This is a genomic window from Hydrocarboniphaga sp. FW305-C-57, from assembly GCF_058783045.1.
In genome coordinates, this window is the sequence record NZ_JBYSYG010000015.1 from 64021 (window position 1) to 81512 (window position 17492).

17 protein-coding genes are annotated in these 17492 nt (G+C 67.0%); 4 read left to right on the top strand and 13 right to left on the bottom strand.

What is annotated here, in order from left to right:
• Nucleotides 1–141 precede the first annotated feature (141 nt).
• Both AC3WUM_RS22335 and rpoE read right to left on the bottom strand, forming a co-directional pair.
• Nucleotides 142–771, bottom strand: a complete 630-nt coding sequence (locus AC3WUM_RS22335) for a sigma-E factor negative regulatory protein (RefSeq protein ID WP_492413142.1) — start codon at nucleotides 769–771, stop codon at nucleotides 142–144.
• 131 nt (nucleotides 772–902) lie between these two features.
• Nucleotides 903–1475, bottom strand: a complete 573-nt coding sequence (rpoE, locus tag AC3WUM_RS22340; protein WP_492413143.1) for an RNA polymerase sigma factor RpoE — start codon at nucleotides 1473–1475, stop codon at nucleotides 903–905.
• Nucleotides 1476–1751: 276 nt separating this feature from the next.
• Here rpoE and nadB point away from each other — a divergent pair, with 276 nt between their 5' ends.
• Nucleotides 1752–3350 (top strand): L-aspartate oxidase, encoded by a 1599-nt coding sequence (gene nadB / locus AC3WUM_RS22345; protein WP_492413145.1) that lies wholly within the window; start codon nucleotides 1752–1754, stop codon nucleotides 3348–3350.
• A gap of 61 nt (nucleotides 3351–3411) precedes the next feature.
• Here the strand turns inward: nadB and AC3WUM_RS22350 are convergent, their stop codons facing one another.
• Nucleotides 3412–4341, bottom strand: a complete 930-nt coding sequence (locus AC3WUM_RS22350; protein WP_492413146.1) for an AraC family transcriptional regulator — start codon at nucleotides 4339–4341, stop codon at nucleotides 3412–3414.
• Nucleotides 4342–4516: 175 nt separating this feature from the next.
• On the opposite strand from AC3WUM_RS22350, the gene AC3WUM_RS22355 reads away from it, so the two are divergent.
• Nucleotides 4517–5515, top strand: a complete 999-nt coding sequence (locus tag AC3WUM_RS22355) for an aldo/keto reductase (protein ID WP_492413147.1) — start codon at nucleotides 4517–4519, stop codon at nucleotides 5513–5515.
• 4 nt (nucleotides 5516–5519) lie between these two features.
• On the opposite strand, the gene AC3WUM_RS22360 is transcribed toward AC3WUM_RS22355, so the two are convergent.
• From AC3WUM_RS22360 to AC3WUM_RS22395, 8 genes are all read right to left on the bottom strand, one after another.
• Nucleotides 5520–6083 (bottom strand): lipocalin family protein, encoded by a 564-nt coding sequence (locus AC3WUM_RS22360; protein WP_492413148.1) that lies wholly within the window; start codon nucleotides 6081–6083, stop codon nucleotides 5520–5522.
• Between the two features lie 43 nt (nucleotides 6084–6126).
• Nucleotides 6127–6603: a protein YgfX gene (locus AC3WUM_RS22365; RefSeq protein WP_492413150.1), complete on the bottom strand. Its 477-nt coding sequence runs from the start codon at nucleotides 6601–6603 to the stop codon at nucleotides 6127–6129.
• Complete coding sequence (locus AC3WUM_RS22370; RefSeq protein ID WP_492413152.1) at nucleotides 6572–6811, bottom strand: FAD assembly factor SdhE; 240 nt, start codon at nucleotides 6809–6811, stop codon at nucleotides 6572–6574. Before AC3WUM_RS22370 ends, AC3WUM_RS22365 begins: the two co-directional genes overlap by 32 nt.
• Nucleotides 6812–6996: 185 nt before the next feature.
• Nucleotides 6997–7782, bottom strand: a complete 786-nt coding sequence (locus AC3WUM_RS22375) for a succinate dehydrogenase iron-sulfur subunit (protein ID WP_007183531.1) — start codon at nucleotides 7780–7782, stop codon at nucleotides 6997–6999.
• 73 nt (nucleotides 7783–7855) lie between these two features.
• Nucleotides 7856–9676, bottom strand: a complete 1821-nt coding sequence (gene sdhA / locus AC3WUM_RS22380) for a succinate dehydrogenase flavoprotein subunit (protein WP_492413154.1) — start codon at nucleotides 9674–9676, stop codon at nucleotides 7856–7858.
• A 34-nt stretch (nucleotides 9677–9710) separates the two neighbouring features.
• Complete coding sequence (gene sdhD, locus AC3WUM_RS22385) at nucleotides 9711–10088, bottom strand: succinate dehydrogenase, hydrophobic membrane anchor protein (protein ID WP_492413155.1); 378 nt, start codon at nucleotides 10086–10088, stop codon at nucleotides 9711–9713.
• 13 nt (nucleotides 10089–10101) lie between these two features.
• Nucleotides 10102–10506, bottom strand: a complete 405-nt coding sequence (gene sdhC, locus AC3WUM_RS22390) for a succinate dehydrogenase, cytochrome b556 subunit (RefSeq protein ID WP_492413157.1) — start codon at nucleotides 10504–10506, stop codon at nucleotides 10102–10104.
• A gap of 156 nt (nucleotides 10507–10662) precedes the next feature.
• Complete coding sequence (locus tag AC3WUM_RS22395) at nucleotides 10663–10899, bottom strand: DUF1674 domain-containing protein (RefSeq protein ID WP_492413158.1); 237 nt, start codon at nucleotides 10897–10899, stop codon at nucleotides 10663–10665.
• Between the two features lie 211 nt (nucleotides 10900–11110).
• Here AC3WUM_RS22395 and ygfZ point away from each other — a divergent pair, with 211 nt between their 5' ends.
• Together ygfZ and AC3WUM_RS22405 are read left to right on the top strand one after the other, a co-directional pair.
• Nucleotides 11111–12028, top strand: a complete 918-nt coding sequence (gene ygfZ, locus AC3WUM_RS22400) for a CAF17-like 4Fe-4S cluster assembly/insertion protein YgfZ (RefSeq protein ID WP_492413160.1) — start codon at nucleotides 11111–11113, stop codon at nucleotides 12026–12028.
• Nucleotides 12029–12125: 97 nt separating this feature from the next.
• Nucleotides 12126–13061, top strand: a complete 936-nt coding sequence (locus AC3WUM_RS22405) for an AEC family transporter (RefSeq protein WP_492413227.1) — start codon at nucleotides 12126–12128, stop codon at nucleotides 13059–13061.
• A gap of 33 nt (nucleotides 13062–13094) precedes the next feature.
• On the opposite strand, the gene AC3WUM_RS22410 is transcribed toward AC3WUM_RS22405, so the two are convergent.
• On the bottom strand, nucleotides 13095–14441 hold the full coding sequence (locus AC3WUM_RS22410) for an SPOR domain-containing protein (RefSeq protein ID WP_492413162.1): 1347 nt from the start codon (nucleotides 14439–14441) through the stop codon (nucleotides 13095–13097).
• Nucleotides 14442–14564: 123 nt separating this feature from the next.
• On the bottom strand, nucleotides 14565–17423 hold the full coding sequence (locus AC3WUM_RS22415) for an EAL domain-containing protein (RefSeq protein ID WP_492413164.1): 2859 nt from the start codon (nucleotides 17421–17423) through the stop codon (nucleotides 14565–14567).
• Between the last annotated feature and the right edge of the window lie 69 nt (nucleotides 17424–17492).

Consider the following 17492-nt stretch of genomic DNA (forward strand, 5'->3'; position numbering starts at 1 on the left):
TGAGAACTCCCGATTATCCGGACGTAACCGGATCAAATGTCAGCACATTCTAGGGGAGTGCCGGATGAAGTGAAGCAAAACAAAAAGCCGGGCGCTGCAGCGCCCGGCTTTGGTCAAACGGGGAATCCCGGGACTCGAGGCTCAGCGCTTCTCGTTGGCCGCATCGAAGCGGACGTAACGGGTCGAGTAAGCCGCCGGATATCCCGCGTCGGCGGTCTGCTCGGCCAGCGCGCCGTTGCGGCTCGCGATGTAGTCGCGCAGCAGCGCGGCGTACTCCTCGTCGGCGAAGGTGGTGCCGTAGTTGTCGCCGGTCAGCGAAACCGATTGCAGACGCCCCATCGGACGCACCACCACCGGGTTGCTCACGCGCACATTGGCGCCGTAGGCCTCGCCTTCCTGCCCGTCCGCGGCCGGCTGGACACTGCCGATGCCCTGCTGCGGGCCCATGAACAGGACGGCTGCGGCGCCCATCGAGGCCGCGGCCGCGAAGCCGACGGCTGGCTTCCAGGGCAACTCGACCACGCGGCGACGCCAGGCCGACAGATCGACCACGCGGCCGCGCGAAACCGGCTCTTCGAGCCCGGCCATCACGCCGGCGCAGATGCAGGTCTTCGAAGAGATCGAAGCGCCCTCGGCCAGGTCACGCTGCAGGTGCCAGCGGCCCCATTGCTGCGCCAGCTCGGGGCTGGCATCCATCTGCCGGAGCAGGCGGTCGATTTCGGCGTCGCTACATTCGCCGTCGAAGAGAGCCGAGAGGGATTCGTTGGACATCGATCGCACCTTAGCGGGATACGCTGAGTTCAGACTTGGTACAGGCTAAACCACAATACACAGCGAAAGTTCCGGTTTGTTACAAATTGTACGGACGCCGCTCTGAATTCGCCGCCACGCCACCCAGACGCTCAGCCGAGCAGCGGCTTTACTACTGCGTCGATCGCCTCGCGGGCCCGGAAGATGCGCGAGCGCACCGTTCCGATCGGGCAGTTCATGACCTCCGCGATCTCTTCGTACGAAAGCCCGTCGAGCTCGCGCAAGGTGATCGCCTGGCGCAGGTCGGGCGGCAGCTTGGCGATGGTTTCGCCGACCTTGCGCTTGATCTCCTCGGACAGCAGCACCGACTCCGGAGTTTCCATGTCCGACAGCTGCTCGGTGTGGCCGTACTGCTCGGCGTCGCCGACATCGATGTCCTGCGTCGACGGCCGGCGGCCCCGCGCGACGATGTAGTTCTTGGCGGTGTTGATGCCGATGCGGTAGAGCCAGGTGTAGAACGCGCTCTGCCCGCGGAAGCCGTTGAGCGCGCGGTAGGCCTTGATGAAGGTCTCCTGGGCGACATCAGGCGCATCGGCCTCGCCGACCAGGCGGCCGACCAGCTGGATGATCTTGTATTGGTACTTGCGGACCAGCAGCTCGAACGCGCGTTGATCGCCGTTCTGAGCGCGGGTTACGAGTTGTTCGTCGACTTGATCTTCGCTCATCGCCGGCCGTGTGGCCTTCGCCCTTGGTTATTGATACGGCACAAGCAAATGGATCTTCTAGAGTCGCGGAACACGCAAGGTGCGCCGTATCAATGAACAGCCATTGCTCAGGCTTATTGAGGCGACCAGCGCCCTTTTCAACTGCCAGCCTCGACGACGGCGCAACGGGGTTTGAGCCTATGATGCCGCCTCGACAGCACAAGCCGCTACACTTCGGTGCACGGACGACCGCGCCCGCCCTGCGCGGCATGACAAGCGTATTAGTCTACCCGGCTCATGAACGAATCCGAAGTCCTGATCATCGGCAGCGGTGCTGCCGGCCTGACCTGCGCCCTGAAGCTCGCGCAGATGGGCATCCGCTCCACCGTCGTCTCCAAGACCCAGCTCGAATCGGGCGCCACGCTGTGGGCGCAGGGCGGCATCTCCGCGGTGTTCGACGAGGACGATTCGCTCGACGCGCATGTTCGCGACACCCTGATCGCGGGCGCCGATCTGTGTGACGACCAGGCGGTGAAGTTCACCGTCGAGCGCGGGCCTGGCGTGGTGCGCTGGCTCAACGAACTCGGCGTGGCCTTCACGCGCGATACCGGCGCCGGCAATCCCGAAGGCCTGCACCTGACGCGCGAAGGCGGCCACAGCCATCGCCGCGTCGTGCATGCGGCCGACGCCACCGGGCACGCGGTCGAGACCACGCTGGCCGGCGTGGTGCTCGCCAATCCGCTGATCAGCGTGCGCGAGCGTCTCGTCACGCTCGACCTGATCCTCGATGCCCCGCGCGAGCGCGTGATCGGCGCCTATCTCTACGACCGCAACAGCAAGCGCGTGGAAGCGGTGTCGGCCAAGTGCGTGGTGCTCGCCACCGGCGGCGCGAACCAGGTCTATCTGTATTCGAGCAATCCCTACGGCGCCTCGGGCGACGGCATCGCGATGGCCTGGCGTGCGGGCTGCCGCGTCGCCAACATGGAATTCATGCAGTTCCATCCGACGATTCTCTACAGCCCGGGCTCGGGCAAGGGATCGCGCTCGTTCCTGATCACCGAAGCGCTGCGCGGCGAAGGCGCGGTGCTGCGCCTGCCGACCACCGGCGAACGCTTCATGCCGCGCTTCGACGCGCGCGAGGAGCTTGCTCCGCGCGACATCGTCGCGCGTGCGATCGACCACGAGATGAAGCGGCTCGGCCTGTCGTTCGTGCATCTGGACATCACGCACCAGAGCGCGGACTTCATCAAGGAACATTTCCCGAGCATCTACGCGCATTGCATGAGCGTCGGCATCGACATCACGCGCGAGCCGATTCCGGTGGTGCCGGCCGCGCATTTCACCTGCGGCGGCGTGATGACCGACCTCTCCGGCCGCACTGATGTGCGCGGCCTCTACGCAGCCGGCGAAACCGCGTGCACGGGCCTGCATGGAGCCAATCGACTGGCCTCGAACTCGATCCTCGAATGCCTGGTGTTCGGCGAAGCGGTGGCCGACGACATCGCGCTGCGCCTGCCGAGCATGCCGGCGCCAGGGCCGGTGCGTCCCTGGGACGAATCGCGCGTATCGGACTCCGACGAAGACGTGGTCGTCTCGCACAACTGGCTCGAGCTGCGCACCTTCATGTGGGACTACGTCGGCATCGTGCGCACCACCAAGCGGCTGTTGCGCGCCCAGCACCGGATCGCGCTGCTGCAGAAGGAAATCCAGGAGTTCTACGGCAATTACCGCGTGAGCCATCACCTGATCGAGCTGCGCAACCTCGCCGCCTGCGCCGACCTGATCGTGCGCTCGGCGCTCGCGCGCCAGGAATCACGCGGCCTGCATTACACGCTCGATTATCCGCAGACGAACGAGGAAGTCGCCCCGACGATCCTGCCGGGACGCAAGCTGTAAGGCCGGCGTTCACACGACCGATGGTGGCTTACGCGCTTTGCGCCAGCGCCCCGCACAGCGCTCAGGCCGACTTGCGCAGCCGCGTGATCTCGAGCCTCGGCGGCGCGCCGAACAGGCGCCGGTATTCGCGGCTGAACTGCGAAGGGCTTTCGTAGCCGACACGGTGCGCGGCGACCGCGCAATCGAGGTCCTCGGTCAGCATGAGCCGGCGCGCCTCATGCAGGCGCAGCTGCTTCTGGTACTGCAGCGGCGACATCGACGTCAGCGCCTTGAAGCGGTGATGCAGGGTCGACGGACTCATGTGCACGGCTTCGGCGACCTGCTCGATGCGCAGCGGCTCCGTGTAGCGCTCCGAGATCCAGTTGATCGCGCGCGACACGCGCTGCGTGTTGCCGCCCGCGACGAGGTCGACGAGCCGGTGCCCGAGTTCGCCGATCAGCAGCCGATAGTGAATCTCGCGCACCGCGAGCGGGCCGAGCACCGACAGTTCCTGCGGCGTATCGAGCAGGCGCACGAGCCGCAGCACCGCGTCGAGTAGCGAATCACCAAGCCGCGACACGTAGAGCCCGCGCGTCGCGCGTGAGGCGACCGGCGTCTGGGTCTTGTCGCGTTCGAGCAGCAAGGTCGAGATCTGCTCGACGTCGAGCGCGAGCCGCAGGCACAGGTACGGATGCTCGGGGCTGGCCTGCACGATCTGGCTCATCATCGGCAGCGCCACCGAGACGACGAGGTAGTTCAGCGGATCGTAGTTGAACACCTCTTCGCCGAGCGTCGCCCGCTTGCTGCCCTGCACGACCACGCACAGCGCAGGCTGATAAACCGTCGGCATGCGCTGCGTCGGCGTCGTCGCGCGGCTCAGCGTCAGCGGAGCGAACGGCGTCTGGTTGAGGCCGTCGACGCGGGCCAGCAGCGACAGGCGCGCGGCGAGTTCCTTGTGCCGCGCGTCGGTCGGCGATGCAGGCGAGTGCAGCTCCGAAATATTGGTGTGCATGAAAACTCCGTTTCGCACCGGGCCCTTGCGAGCGCAACTCATCATAGCGAGCCCGCTGCCGCGTACCAGGGCGCAGGCAGGATCAGGCAAGAAGACCACAGGAACGGTCTACCGTTCGCCGCGCCGCGCTTCCTAAGCTGGCGGCTCACTCACGAACGAACGCCAGGAGCTCATCATGACTTCCGTTCTTCCACGCCGCAGGCTCGGCCGCCAGGGCCTCGAAGTATCCGCCCTCGGTCTCGGCTGCATGGGCATGTCCGAGTTCTACGGGCCGGCCGACGAGGCGCTCAACCTCAAGCTGCTGCATCACGCGATCGACAGCGGCGTGAACTTCCTCGACACCGCCGACATGTACGGCGTCGGCGCGAACGAACGCCTGCTGTCCTCGGCGCTGCGCGAACGCCGCGGCGAAATCGTGCTGGCGACCAAGTTCGGCTTCATGCGCGGCCCAAACGGCGAGCGCCTCGGCGTCAACGGCCGGCCCGACTACGTGCGCTCGGCCTGCGATGCGAGCTTGGCGCGGCTCGGTGTCGAGCAAATCGACCTCTACTACCAGCATCGCGTCGATCCGAACGTGCCGATCGAGGAAACCGTTGGGGCGATGGCCGAGCTCGTGCAGGCCGGCAAAGTGCGTTACCTCGGCTTGTCGGAGGCCGGAGCCAAGACCCTGCGCCGCGCCGCGAGCGTGCATCCGATCAGCGCGCTGCAGAGCGAATATTCGCTGTGGTCGCGCGATCTCGACGACGACATCCTGCCGGCCTGCGCCGAACTCGGCATCGGCCTGGTGGCCTACAGCCCGCTCGGGCGCGGCTTTCTGACCGGCGCGTTCCAGAGCCCGGCTGCCCTCGGCGACGGCGACCATCGCCGGACCTCACCGCGTTTCGTCGGCGAGAATTTTGCGCAGAACCTGCGCCTGCTCGAACCCGTGAAAGCCATTGCCCACGAACTCGGCTGCACGCCCGCGCAGGTGGCGCTGGCCTGGCTGCTGCAGCATCCGGCCGGCATCGTGCCGATTCCGGGCACGCGGCGCATCGAGCGGCTCGACGAAAACCTCGGCGCTGTACAGGTGCAGCTCAGTGAGGCGCAACGGCAGACGCTCGATACGCTGCTCACGAACCACGAGGTCGCGGGCCGGCGTTATCCGGATGCCGGCATGGCAGCGGTCAATCTCTGAGCGACTACGGCGCCGTCGCCGGCTCCGGCCACTGCTGAGGCACGCGCCGGAGCTTGGCGACGTCGTAGCCCATCGCGGCGATGCGCTGCACGTAGCGTTGATAGTCGGCCTCGGCGATCGTCGGCGTGCGCGCCATGAGCCAGACGTAGTCGCGCTTGCTGCGCGCGATGATCGTCGCCGAATAGTCACCGTTCGCGCCGGGCTCGACGTAGGCGATGCGGTACTCGCCCTTGAACGGCCAGACGAACTGCATGCCCCAGAGCGCATTGCCGGTGCCCGGCTCGACGAAGCCGGTCGGGTGATAAACCTTGAGCGGCTTGTCGAAGCCGCCCTTGCGCATGCGATAGCGCACGCCGATCCTGCCATCGGGCTGCAGCGTGTAGGTTTCGATCGGGTTGTAGGCGTTGCGCTCGGGCCAGAGCGGAATCGTCGCAATCACGTACCAGTCGCCCATGAAGCGCGGCAGGTCGATGGCCGGTGCCAGCGCGATGGGCTCGCGCTTGGGGCTCATGAGACTGCAACCCGCGATTGCGAGCAGGATGAACGAGCAGAGCAGGAACGGGCGCATGTCGGGTCGCAAATGGAGATCATCGGCGCAGCCTAGAAGCGCATTACGACTCCTGAGCTGAACCGGATTCGCTATCCGGTTTCGATGGGCTTGAAAGCAAGCGTGCGCGCAGCCTGCGCAGCGGCTCTTCGCCGAGTTCGCCGCCAAACAGGGCGCGCGTGCGCATCGGCGCATCCTCGGGCTTGAAGTTCATGACGATGAGCGAGCGGCCGATCGTCGTGCTCCCGGCGAGCACCGCGCGGTGGGTTTTGCCGCTCGCATCGTGAATCTGCCAGCCCGTGCCGGGCTGCCAGACCAGGCGCACGATCGCGCGAGGTCCGTAGCCGAACACCGGGTGCCGGCGCAGCCACCACCAGGACAGCGCGAACGCTACCGCGAGCAGCACCATTGCGTTGCCTGCGCGCATCGAAACCGCGAGCAGCACGAGCGGAACGAAGTGGAGCAGGTAGATCCAGCCGAGCGCACGCCGCGAAGGCCGCAACGTCACATCAAGAGTGGACTCGAAGTCGTTCGATGACATCGGCGTACTCGGCCGGCGTGGGCGAATAATCCATCACCCAGGACCAGATATCGGGGTCTTCGACGGTTTCGAGCAGGCGCACGAACGTGGCCTGCTCGGCTTCGGAGACATTCGGGTAATGCTGCTCGTAATAGCGCGTAACGACGACGTCGAGTTCCTTCATGCCTCGACGCAGCAGCCAGCGGACACGGGGATTGGCGGTGCTCATAGGGGGCGCATTGTAAGCGTCATCGGAAACGAAAGAGCCCGGCCGAAGCCGGGCTCTTTCTTGAATTGCGGGCGTGCTTGCCGTCCCTGGCGCGACCGCAGCTCTCTTCTCGGGCCCCGGCCCGGCCATCCATGGACGGGCGTTCGAAATTTCCGGAGTGCCATTCACGGCACTCCGGAAATCCCTCACCCCTGACGCTCGACGAGCATCTTCTTGGTCTCGGCGATCGCCTTGGCCGGGTTCAGACCCTTCGGGCAGGTCTTGGTGCAGTTCATGATCGTGTGGCAGCGATAGAGCTTGAACGGATCTTCGAGCGCATCGAGACGATCGCCAGTGGCTTCGTCGCGCGAATCGGCGAGCCAGCGGTAAGCCTGCAGCAGGATCGCCGGCCCGAGGTAGCGATCGCCGTTCCACCAGTAGCTCGGGCAGCTGGTCGAGCAGCAAGCGCACAGGATGCACTCGTAGAGACCGTCGAGCTTGGCGCGCTCTTCTTCGCTCTGCAGGCGCTCGCGCGTCGGCGCGGGGCTGTCGGTCTTGAGCCAGGGCTCGACCGACGCGAGCTGCGCGTAGAAGTGCGTGAGATCGGGCACCAGATCCTTGACCACCGGCATGTGCGGCAGCGGATAGATCTTCACGTCGCCGCTGATCTCGTCGCAGCCCTTGGTGCAGGCCAGCGTGTTGGTGCCGTCGATGTTCATCGCGCAGCTGCCGCAGATGCCTTCGCGGCAGGAGCGGCGGAAAGTCAGCGTCGGATCGATCTCGTTCTTGATCTTGATCAGCGCGTCGAGAACCATCGGGCCACAGGCGGCCATGTCGATGTCATAGGTATCGACGCGCGGGTTGGCGCCGGTATCCGGGTCATAGCGATAGATCTTGAAGCTGCGAACCTTCTTGGCACCGGCCGGTGCCTTGAAGTGTTTGCCGGCCTTCTTGTCGATGGTCGAATTCTTGGGAAGCGTCAACTGGGCCATCTGGCTTGCTCCTACGTCTGTTCGATCGGCAACTTAAGCGTTGCGCATGTGAGCTGGCTTGCAGAAGGCGCGTTTAGTAAACGCGCTTCTGCGGGGCAACGACCTGCATCTCGTCGTCGAGCGTGTACATGTGAACCGGGCGATCGCCGAGCTTCACCGTGGTCTCGCCGGTGCGCCAGGCCAGGCTGTGCTTGAACCAGTTCACGTCGTCGCGATCCGGGAAGTCTTCGTGCGCATGCGCGCCGCGCGATTCCTTGCGCGCCGCGGCCGACTCCAGCGTCACGAGCGCCTGGCCCATGAGGTTCTCGAGCTCGAGCGTCTCGATCAGGTCGGAGTTCCAGATCAGCGAGTGATCCGAAACCTGTACGTCCCTGAAGGTTTCGATGGTCTTCTTGAGCTTGACCAGGCCTTCCTCCATCGATTCCTGCGTGCGGAAGACGGCTGCATGCTTCTGCATGGTCTTCTGCATTTCGAGGCGGATTTCAGCGGTCTTGCGGCTGCCCTTGGCGTAGCGGAGCTTGTCGAGACGGTCGAGGCAGAAATCTTCGGATTCGTCCGAGATGGTGCTGTGCGGAGCGCCCTTCTTGACCACCTGCGCGGCGCGGATGGCGGCCGAGCGGCCGAACACCACGAGATCGAGCAGCGAGTTCGAGCCGAGACGATTAGCGCCGTGCACCGACACGCAGGCTGCTTCGCCGACGGCCATCAGGCCCGGGATCACGCTGTCCGGGTTGCCGTCGCGCACGGTGACCACTTCGCCGTAGAAGTTGGTCGGAATGCCGCCCATGTTGTAGTGCACGGTCGGAATGACCGGGATCGGCTCCTTGGTCACGTCGACGCCCGCGAAGATCTTCGCGGTCTCCGAGATGCCCGGCAGACGCGCATGCAGCACGTCGCCGCCGAGGTGCTCGAGATGCAGGTGGATGTGATCGCCTTCGGCGCCGACGCCGCGGCCGTCGCGGATTTCCATCGTCATCGAGCGCGACACCACGTCGCGCGAAGCCAGATCCTTGCGGTTCGGCGCATAGCGCTCCATGAAGCGCTCGCCCTTGCTGTTGGTCAGGTAACCACCTTCACCACGCGCGCCTTCGGTGATCAGGCAGCCCGAGCCGTAGATGCCGGTCGGGTGGAACTGCACGAACTCCATGTCCTGCAGCGGAACGCCCGCGCGCAGCGCCATGCCGCCGCCGTCGCCCGTGCAGGTGTGGGCCGAAGTCGCCGAGAAGTAGGCGCGGCCGTAGCCACCGGTGGCGAGGATCACGGTGTGGGCGCGGAAGCGGTGCAGGATGCCGGTCGCCATGTCCATGGCGATGACGCCCTTGCACTCTCCCTTGTCCATGATCAGGTCGAGCGCGAAGTATTCGACGTAGAACTGCGCCTTGCACTTGAGGCTCTGCTGATAGAGCGTGTGCAGCATCGCGTGGCCGGTGCGGTCGGCTGCGGCGCAGGTGCGCTGCGCGGTGCCTTCGCCCCAGTGCGTCGTCATGCCGCCGAACGGACGCTGGTAGATCTTGCCTTCGGGCGTGCGCGAGAACGGCAGGCCGTAGTGTTCGAGCTCGATGATCGCCGGAATGGCTTCACGGCACATGTACTGGATCGCGTCCTGGTCGCCGAGCCAGTCGGAACCCTTGACGGTGTCGTACATGTGCCAGCGCCAGTCGTCCTGGCCCATGTTGCCGAGCGCGGCCGAGATGCCGCCCTGCGCGGCCACCGTGTGCGAGCGCGTCGGGAACACCTTGGTGATGTTGGCCGTCTTGAGGCCGGTCTCGGCCAGGCCGAGCGTCGCGCGCAGGCCGGCGCCGCCGGCACCGACGACGACCACGTCGTACTCGTGATGAACGATTTCGTAACCGGGACGGACCTTGGGAAATTTGATGTCGGCTTGATGCGCCATGTTCGATCTCTACTATTTTTCTGGGTGGCGGCTCTTACGAGAGCGCGACCTTGAGGACGGCGAAGATGCTGATCGCGCCGAGCACGGCGAGGCCGAACTTGGCGAGCACGATCATGGCGAGCTTGGCGCCTTCGTGGCCGACGTAGTCTTCGATGACGACCTGCACGCCCAATGCGGCGTGATAGAACGACACCGCAATGAACAGCACCAGCGTGACGGCGACGGCCGGATAGCTCACCCACCAGCGCACGGCGTCGAAGTCGCCGCCCGCGAGATTGGCGACCGAGAACACGAACCACAGCGTCAACGGAATCAGCGCGATGGCGGTCAGGCGCTGGACCCAGAAGTGATGCACGCCGGACTTGGCGGAACCCAGGCCGCGAGCGCGGGAAAGCGGAGAACGAAGGCTCATTGGTGGCTCCCGATCAGACGGCGTAGGCGACGATCCAGACCGCGATCGTCAGGAGGGTCGAGACGAAGATCACCGAGTAACCCATCGTGTAGGCCGACTTGATGTCGAGCCCGCGACCGGTATCCCAGACCAGGTGACGAATGCCGTTGCAGAGGTGGTAGAGCGCGCACCAGCTCCAGGCGAACAGCAGGATCTGGCCATACCAGGCGAGCATGTGACCCGCATAGGCGCCGTACCAGGCCGGGCCGGCGGCGAGCGCGACGAGCCAGCCGGTGATGAACAGCGAGCCGAGCGTGAGAATCAGGCCAGCCAGACGATGCGTGATCGACAGCATCGAAGTGAGCTGCGGCTTGTAATACGGGCCGATCATGAAGGGGGATAACGGCCGGCTGACGACCGACGCCTTTTTTGTGCTCATTCCGACTCCCTTTGAGGTCTGGGACGTGAAGTGCCAGCCGCTTTCTTGACTTGCGCTTGGCTTGTGTTGTGACAGCGGTTCTTGCAGCGTTTTGCAGCTTTGCTTGTCGCGTACGGCTACAGCCGGCCCGATGGCGCAGGGCCGTGAAGCATGGGTTCAAAAATCGATGCAGCGACCGTTCTTCTCCCAGTCGCCATAACGTGTCGGTTCGGGCCCGTCTTTGCGCCCCCCGATCTCACGCACCGTTCCCGGCGCGCATTCTGCGGTCGTTGCCGGAGCGACGACCGATGTTCCGGCCTCCCCTGGCGCAGCCGTCCTGGACTTGGTCTTTCCCGCGAAGCGAACGATGGTTTCCGTCGCCGCAGCTTCGCTGGCGGGCTTGAAGCGACGCACCGTTGCCTCATTTTCACCAGCGGGAGACAAGGTGCTGCTCGACACGGGATGCATTGCGGTTCGCTTGAATCGGTCTTCGATTGAACTGGATTAAACGGGATACCTTAACCGCCATAGTGTGACAAAGTTGCCACACCTGTCGCAATGAAACCGTACTCGCAGCCTCATCGCGATTCCGGATCAAGACTCATCACGAAACGAATCACGCTTCATGAACAAACACTTGGCGCTCATCCGGCTCGATGCGGACACGGCTCTGTTGCAGGCCCGTGGAACCGATGTCGACAGTTTCCTGCAAGGCCAGCTCAGCAACGACGTATCAAAGCTTTCGCGCGACGAAGCGCAGCTGTCGACCTACAACAGTCCCAAGGGCCGCATGCTCGCGGTGCTCACGCTGATGCGTCGCGAGGGCGGCATCGATCTCGAGCTGCCGCGCAGCATCGTCGAGCCGGTCGCCAGACGCCTGCGCATGTTCGTGCTGCGTTCCAAGGTCACGCTGACGATCGCGGAGGATGAGGCGAGTCTCGGCCTGATCGGCGCGGACGCGCCGGCCGCGCTCGCAGCGGCCGGCCTGCCCTCGCCCGCCGACGCGCTCGGATATACAGTCGCCGGCGAGTTGCGCGTGCTGCGCCGTTTCGGCGAAACGCCGCGCTACAGCATTCACGGCCCGGCCGCCGCGATCGAGGCGCTGGCTTCGCGCCTTGATGCGGCGCAGGCCGCCGGCTTCGAAGCCTGGACGCGCGCCCAGATCCTCGCCGGCGAACCGGTGGTCGGCGCGCAGACGCAGGATCGTTTCGTCGCCCAGATGGCCAATCTCGACCGGCTCGGCGGCATCAGCTTCGACAAGGGCTGCTACACGGGCCAGGAAATCGTCGCCCGCCTGCACTACCTCGGCCAGCTCAAGCGGCGCATGTTCCTGTGCAGCGGCACCGGCGTGGCGCCCGAGGCCGGCGCTTCGATCCACCTCGGCGCGCAGGAGCAGTCCGTCGGCGAGGTGGTGCAGTCGGCGCCGGGTGCCGAGGGCGGTTTCGTTGCGAGCGTGGTGCTGCAACTGGCGCAGGCCGAGGCCGATGGCCTGCACGTCGGCGAGACCGCGCTGAGCCGGCCGCAGGCCTACTTCATCGACTGAGCACGGGCCGAGCCCCGCACTGGTCGGACCTTTGCCAGGGCCGCGAGCGGCCCCTCTACACTGGCGCGCCCCGCTCGCTGCGAATCCGCCGTTGTCCATCCTTTCGATTCTCACGGTCGTTGCGCCGATCTTTGCGCTGATCCTCGCCGGCTGGCTCGCGAGTCGCTTCGGCGTGCTCGGGGCCCAGGCCACCACCGAACTCAACCGCTTCGTCGTCTATCTGGCGCTGCCGGCCCTGCTGTTCGACATCGTCGCCCACGTGCGCTGGGCCGAAATCTGGCTGCCGGATTTCATCGCCGTGTTCGGCATCAGCTGCCTGCTGATGTTCGCGCTCACGCTGTGGCTGCGCCGGCGACGCGGACGGCACCTGGCCGACGCGGCCATCGATGCGCTCAACGCGTCCTATTCGAACACCGGCTTCATGGGCTTTCCGCTCGTGCTCGTCTGCTTCGGCCGCGAGGGACTGGCACCGACGCTGATCGCCTCGATCATCGTCGTCTGCGGCGTGTTCGCGATCGCCATCGTGCTGATCGAGATCAGCCTGCAGGCCCAGCCAAGCCGCGGCCGGCTCGCGCTCAAGGTCGGCGGCTCGCTGGCGCGCAATCCGCTGCTCGTCGCGCCGCTGGTCGCCGCGCTGTTCCCGATCGCCGGATGGCAGCCGCCGACCGCCATCGACAGCTTCCTGAAGCTGCTAGGAGGCGCCGCCTCGCCGTGCGCGCTGATCGCGCTCGGGCTGTTCCTGGCCGGCGAACGCCCGCGCGGCGCGGCGCGGCAGGATGGCGCGGCGCTGCTGGTGGGCTTCAAGCTGCTGCTGCAGCCGCTGGTGGCCTGGCTGCTCGCGCACTACGTGTTCGATCTCGACGCGACGCTCACCCACCTGGCCGTGCTGCTCGCCGCGCTGCCGACCGGCACCGGGCCGTTCATGCTCGCCGAGCTGTACCGGCGCGAAGCCCAGGTGACGTCGCGCGTGATCCTGGTCTCCACCGTGGTCTCGCTCGCCACCGTCTCGGCCTATCTGGCGCTGGCGACCTGAGCGCTCAGGCGACTCGCCGCAGCACCGCCGCCGTCAGGGCTTGATCACCCACGGCGCGGCATAGCCGGCCGACTTGAGCTGCTCGGCGATGTCGTTGGCCTCTTCGCGGTTCTGCAGGCCCTGGATCTGGATGCGATACCAGGTCTTGCCCTTGACTTCGGCCTCGGCGATCGCGCCGGCGAAGCCGGATTTGCCGAGCCTGACGAGCTCCTTCTGCGCGCTGGCGCGATCGGGCAACGAGGCGATGTTGACCGCCCAGCGACCGCCGCCATTCGATGCAGCCGGCCTGGGCGCTTCGGCTACGGCGGCCGGCGCCGGCGTCGCCGGTCTGTAGGCCGGCAGCGGGGCCGCAGGCGGATTCGTCGCCGGGGCATTGCGCGGCGTCGTGGCGGCCGACGAGGGCTGATACGACGGCAGCGGGCGCGGATCCGGATTCACGGCCTGGGCGCTCGGAGCTGGAGCGGGCTTGTACGCCGGCAACGGCGCGGGCGCAGGAGCGCTCGTCGCCGGCTTCGGTGGCTCGGTGGCCGGCTTGGGCGTATACGTCGGCTGCGCGGCGGCGAGCGCGTTGGAACTCGCGCCTGGACTCGGGACCGAAGTCGGGCCCGTGGCCTCGGCCGGAGCCGCAGGAGTTTGCGACGGTTCAGCGGGCTTTTCGGCGGGCTCCGCGACCTGCGGCGTCGCCGGGCTCGCAGTCGCCGGAGCGGGCGCCGGCGCGGCGGCCACGGCCGTCTTCGGCGCATCGGCCAGGCGCCCGAGCGCCCGAGCCTGGCGGACCGCGATCCAGTCGTCCATGTCGACCGCCTTGCGCAGCCCGGCCGAACCCCGGGCGACGATCCAGCAGTTGTCGGCCTCGACCTTGGTGCCGTCGGCATGCCCGGAGCCGGTCAGCGTCAGATCGCCTTCGGCCGAGCACAGCGCCCGGCGCTCGGCGGACTTCTCGAAGAAATACTCGCCGGTGATCAGGTTCGCGCTATCGGTGTCGACGTAGACGAACAGCGGCCAGTTGATGTCGAGCGGCGGCTGCTTCCAGATCACGCGCAGATAGCCGTTCTGCAGGCGCAGCACGGTGCGCAGGTCGGTCGCGTAGGTGGCGAACGGCAGGCGCTCGATCTGCACCGAACTGCCCGGCCCGAGTTCGACCAGGCCGTGGCGGCCGAGCTTGAGCGCGGCGCGCGCGCGCGTGCCGACGAGCACGAGGGTGTCGTCGGCCTGCAGCACAGCGCCTTCGGCGGCGGCCTGCGAACGCCCGCCGCGCTGCAGCTCGGCCTTGCCTTGCAGTTCCTGGATGCGCAGCAGCTGGCCCTGGGCGTGAGCCGTGGCAGGCATGAGCGCGAAGGCGGTGACGGCGGCGAGGCAGCAGGCAACGGCTGATTTCATGCGCAGGCGGCGGGCGGTGGTCAGCCGACAGTGTAGTTGCACGGCGCGGGGAGTGAGGCATGAGGCGCAACGGCGACCCGGTGCTTCGACTCCGCACACTTCACGCCTCACGTGCAAGCCGCATCAAGCCAGCAGTTCGTTGAACGGCCGACCCGGCGCGATCGCCTTGCCCTGCACCCAGTCCACGCCGATCGCGTCGAGCGCGCACAAGGTCTGCGCGTCCTCGACGTGCTCGGCGATCGTGCGCAGGCCCATGTCGTGGCCGAGCCGGTTGATCGCCTCGACCATGCTGCGATCGACCGCGCTGCCGTGCATGGCGCGCACGAAGCTGCCGTCGATCTTCACGAACTGCACGGGCAGCGTCTTCAGGTATGAGAACGAGGCCATGCCGACGCCGAAATCGTCGAGCGCGAAGCGGCAGCCGAGTTCGGCGAGCCGGTTGATGAAGCGCATCGCTTCGGACAGGTGCGAAATCGCGGCGGTCTCGGTGATCTCGAAGCAGATGCGTTCGGGCGCCACGCCGTAGCGCTCGATGCAGCCGATCACGAAGGCCAGGAACTGATCGTCCGACAGCGACATGCCCGAGACGTTGATCGCGTAGATCACCCCGTCGGCCGGCAGCCGCGCGATGCCCGCGCAGGCGTGGTCGACGATCCAGCGATCGAGCGCGGTCATCAGGTAGTAGCGCTCGGCCGCGGCGATGAAGGCGGCCGGCTGCACCAGCGTGCCGTCGTCGTCGAGCATGCGCACGAGCAGCTCGCGGTAATGCACCTGGGCGGAGCCGCTCGCGGCGATCACGTCCTCGTAATAGAGCAGGAACTGCTGCTCGTCGAGCGCCTTGCCGATGCGCCCGACCATGGTCATTTCGGCGTGGCGCTGGCGGATGTCGGCGTCGCCGTGCAACACCCAGCGCGAGCGATCGCGGCCGGCGTCCTTGGCCGCGAAGCAGGCCGCATCGGCATTGGCGAACACGCGCGCCATGTCCTCGCTCTGGGCGCTGATCTCGGCCACGCCGACGCTCACGGTGACGCTGTAGCTGCGCTCGTCCCAGGCGAAGCGATAGCCGCGCACCGCGTCGAGCAGCAGATCGACGATGCGCCGCGCCTCGGCCGCCTCGGTCGCGCAGATCAGCACGCCGAACTCGTCGCCGCCGAGCCGGGCGACCGCATCGTCCGAGCGCAATTGCGAACGCAGCACCGGCGCAAGCCGGCGCAGCAGCTCGTCGCCCGCGTAATGGCCGAGCGTGTCGTTGATGACCTTGAACTGGTCGATGTCGATCAGCGCGAGCCAGTGCGTCACTGCGCCGTCCTTGGCCTGGCTCAGCGCGGTCGACAGCCGGCGCTCGAACTCGCCGCGGTTGTAGAGGCCCGTGAGGCTGTCGTGCGCACTGCGATAGGCGAGCTCGGCGACCAGCAGGCTCTGCTCGGTGATGTCCTGCAACAGCAGCAAGGCGCCGAGCACGGCGCCGTCCTCGACGAGCCGCGCGCAGGTCAGTCGCACGCGCAGCCGGCGGCCATCGCGGCCGAGCAGCTGGCGCTCCTCGCGGATCAGCGACTCGCCGTCCCGGCGCAGGCAGCGCCAGACCGGGCTGGTCCCGGCCGCAAGGCCCTGGACGAACTTGAGCACGCTGTCGTGCCCGAGCCCGAGCGCCTCGGCCTGCGACCAGCCGGTCAGGCGTTCAGCGGCCGGGTTGATCAGCTCGATGCAGCCGAGCGCGTCGGTGGCGATGACGCCCTCGCCCATGATGCGCAGGCTGGTGCGCAGCAGATGCAGGTGATCGCCCGGCAGGCGTTCGTCGCCGGGCTCCGGCTCGAGCCTCCATTCGACGATCAGCCGCGGGCCTTGAGCAGTCTGCCAGCGGCTCAGCGAGACGCGCGCCGGCGAGGCGCGGCCGTCGATGAGCAGATGCAGGTCCATTTCGGCGCGCGCCGACTGCCCGAGCGCGCGCAGCAGCCGCGCCCATTCGCCGGCGGCGAGCAGCGATTCGGCGTTGCGGCCCGTCCAGTCGACCTGGCTGCCGAGAAAGGTGAGCAGCGTCGGATTCACTTCGAGCAGGCCGCCGTGCTCGTCGAGCACCGCGCCGAGCGTGGCCGACACTTCGAGCGCTTCGCGATAGCTCGTGTACGGCAGCGTGTCGGCCTGCGACATCGACGGCAGCAGCTCGCGGCGCACGAACAGGCCATTGGCGAGCGTGCTGCGCTCGAACAGATCGCTGTGCGCGCTCATGACGTCGTTGCGACCGACCAGCAGCAGGCCGCCCGGACGCAGCGCGGCGGCGAACTGCTCGACCGCCCGGCGCTGCGCATGCAGCTGCAGCGAGCCGAGCAGGTTGCGGCAGTCGACCAGATCGAAAGCCTGGATCGCCGGCGAAGTCAGCACGTCGTGCAGGGCGAACGAGCAGAACGACATCAGCGAGCGCGAGACGCGGCATTCGCCGTCGTCGAACTCCAGGTAGGCCTCGCGCAGATGCGCCGGCACCAGCGCCGCCGAGATCGAGCCGAAGCCGCCGCGCTGGGCCTCGAGCAGCAGTTCGAGATCGATATCGGTGCCGAGCACGAAGAAATCGGCCGGGATTTCGCTGCCGAGCTGGGCTTCGGAGACCAGCATCGCGATCGAATAGACGTCCTCGCCGGCCGCGCAGGCCGGCACCCAGATATGCGGCACCGGCGCGGCGAGCAGCAGGTGCGGCAGCGTGCGCGCGAGGCCCGCGTAGGCCTCGGGATCGCGGAAGAACACCGTCGTCGATTCGAGCAGGTCGTGCACGAGGGCGACGCATTCCTCGCGATCGGCGACGAGGCGCTCGACGTAGTTTTCGAGCGAGGCCAGTTCGAGCCGGCGCATGCGGGCCTTCAGATGGCGCAGCAGGGTCGAGGTCCGGTATTCGGACAGGCGCAGCGACGAGACGCTGCGCAAGGCCTCGGCGAGCCGCTGGGACAACTCGGCGGAAACCGACGCCCCATCGTGGGTGACGTCGGCGCTCACGCTGCCTCGCTATTGGCCAAGCCGCATGACGTCGAAAGCCCGGACGCGTCGGGGCGCCCGGGTGAGATC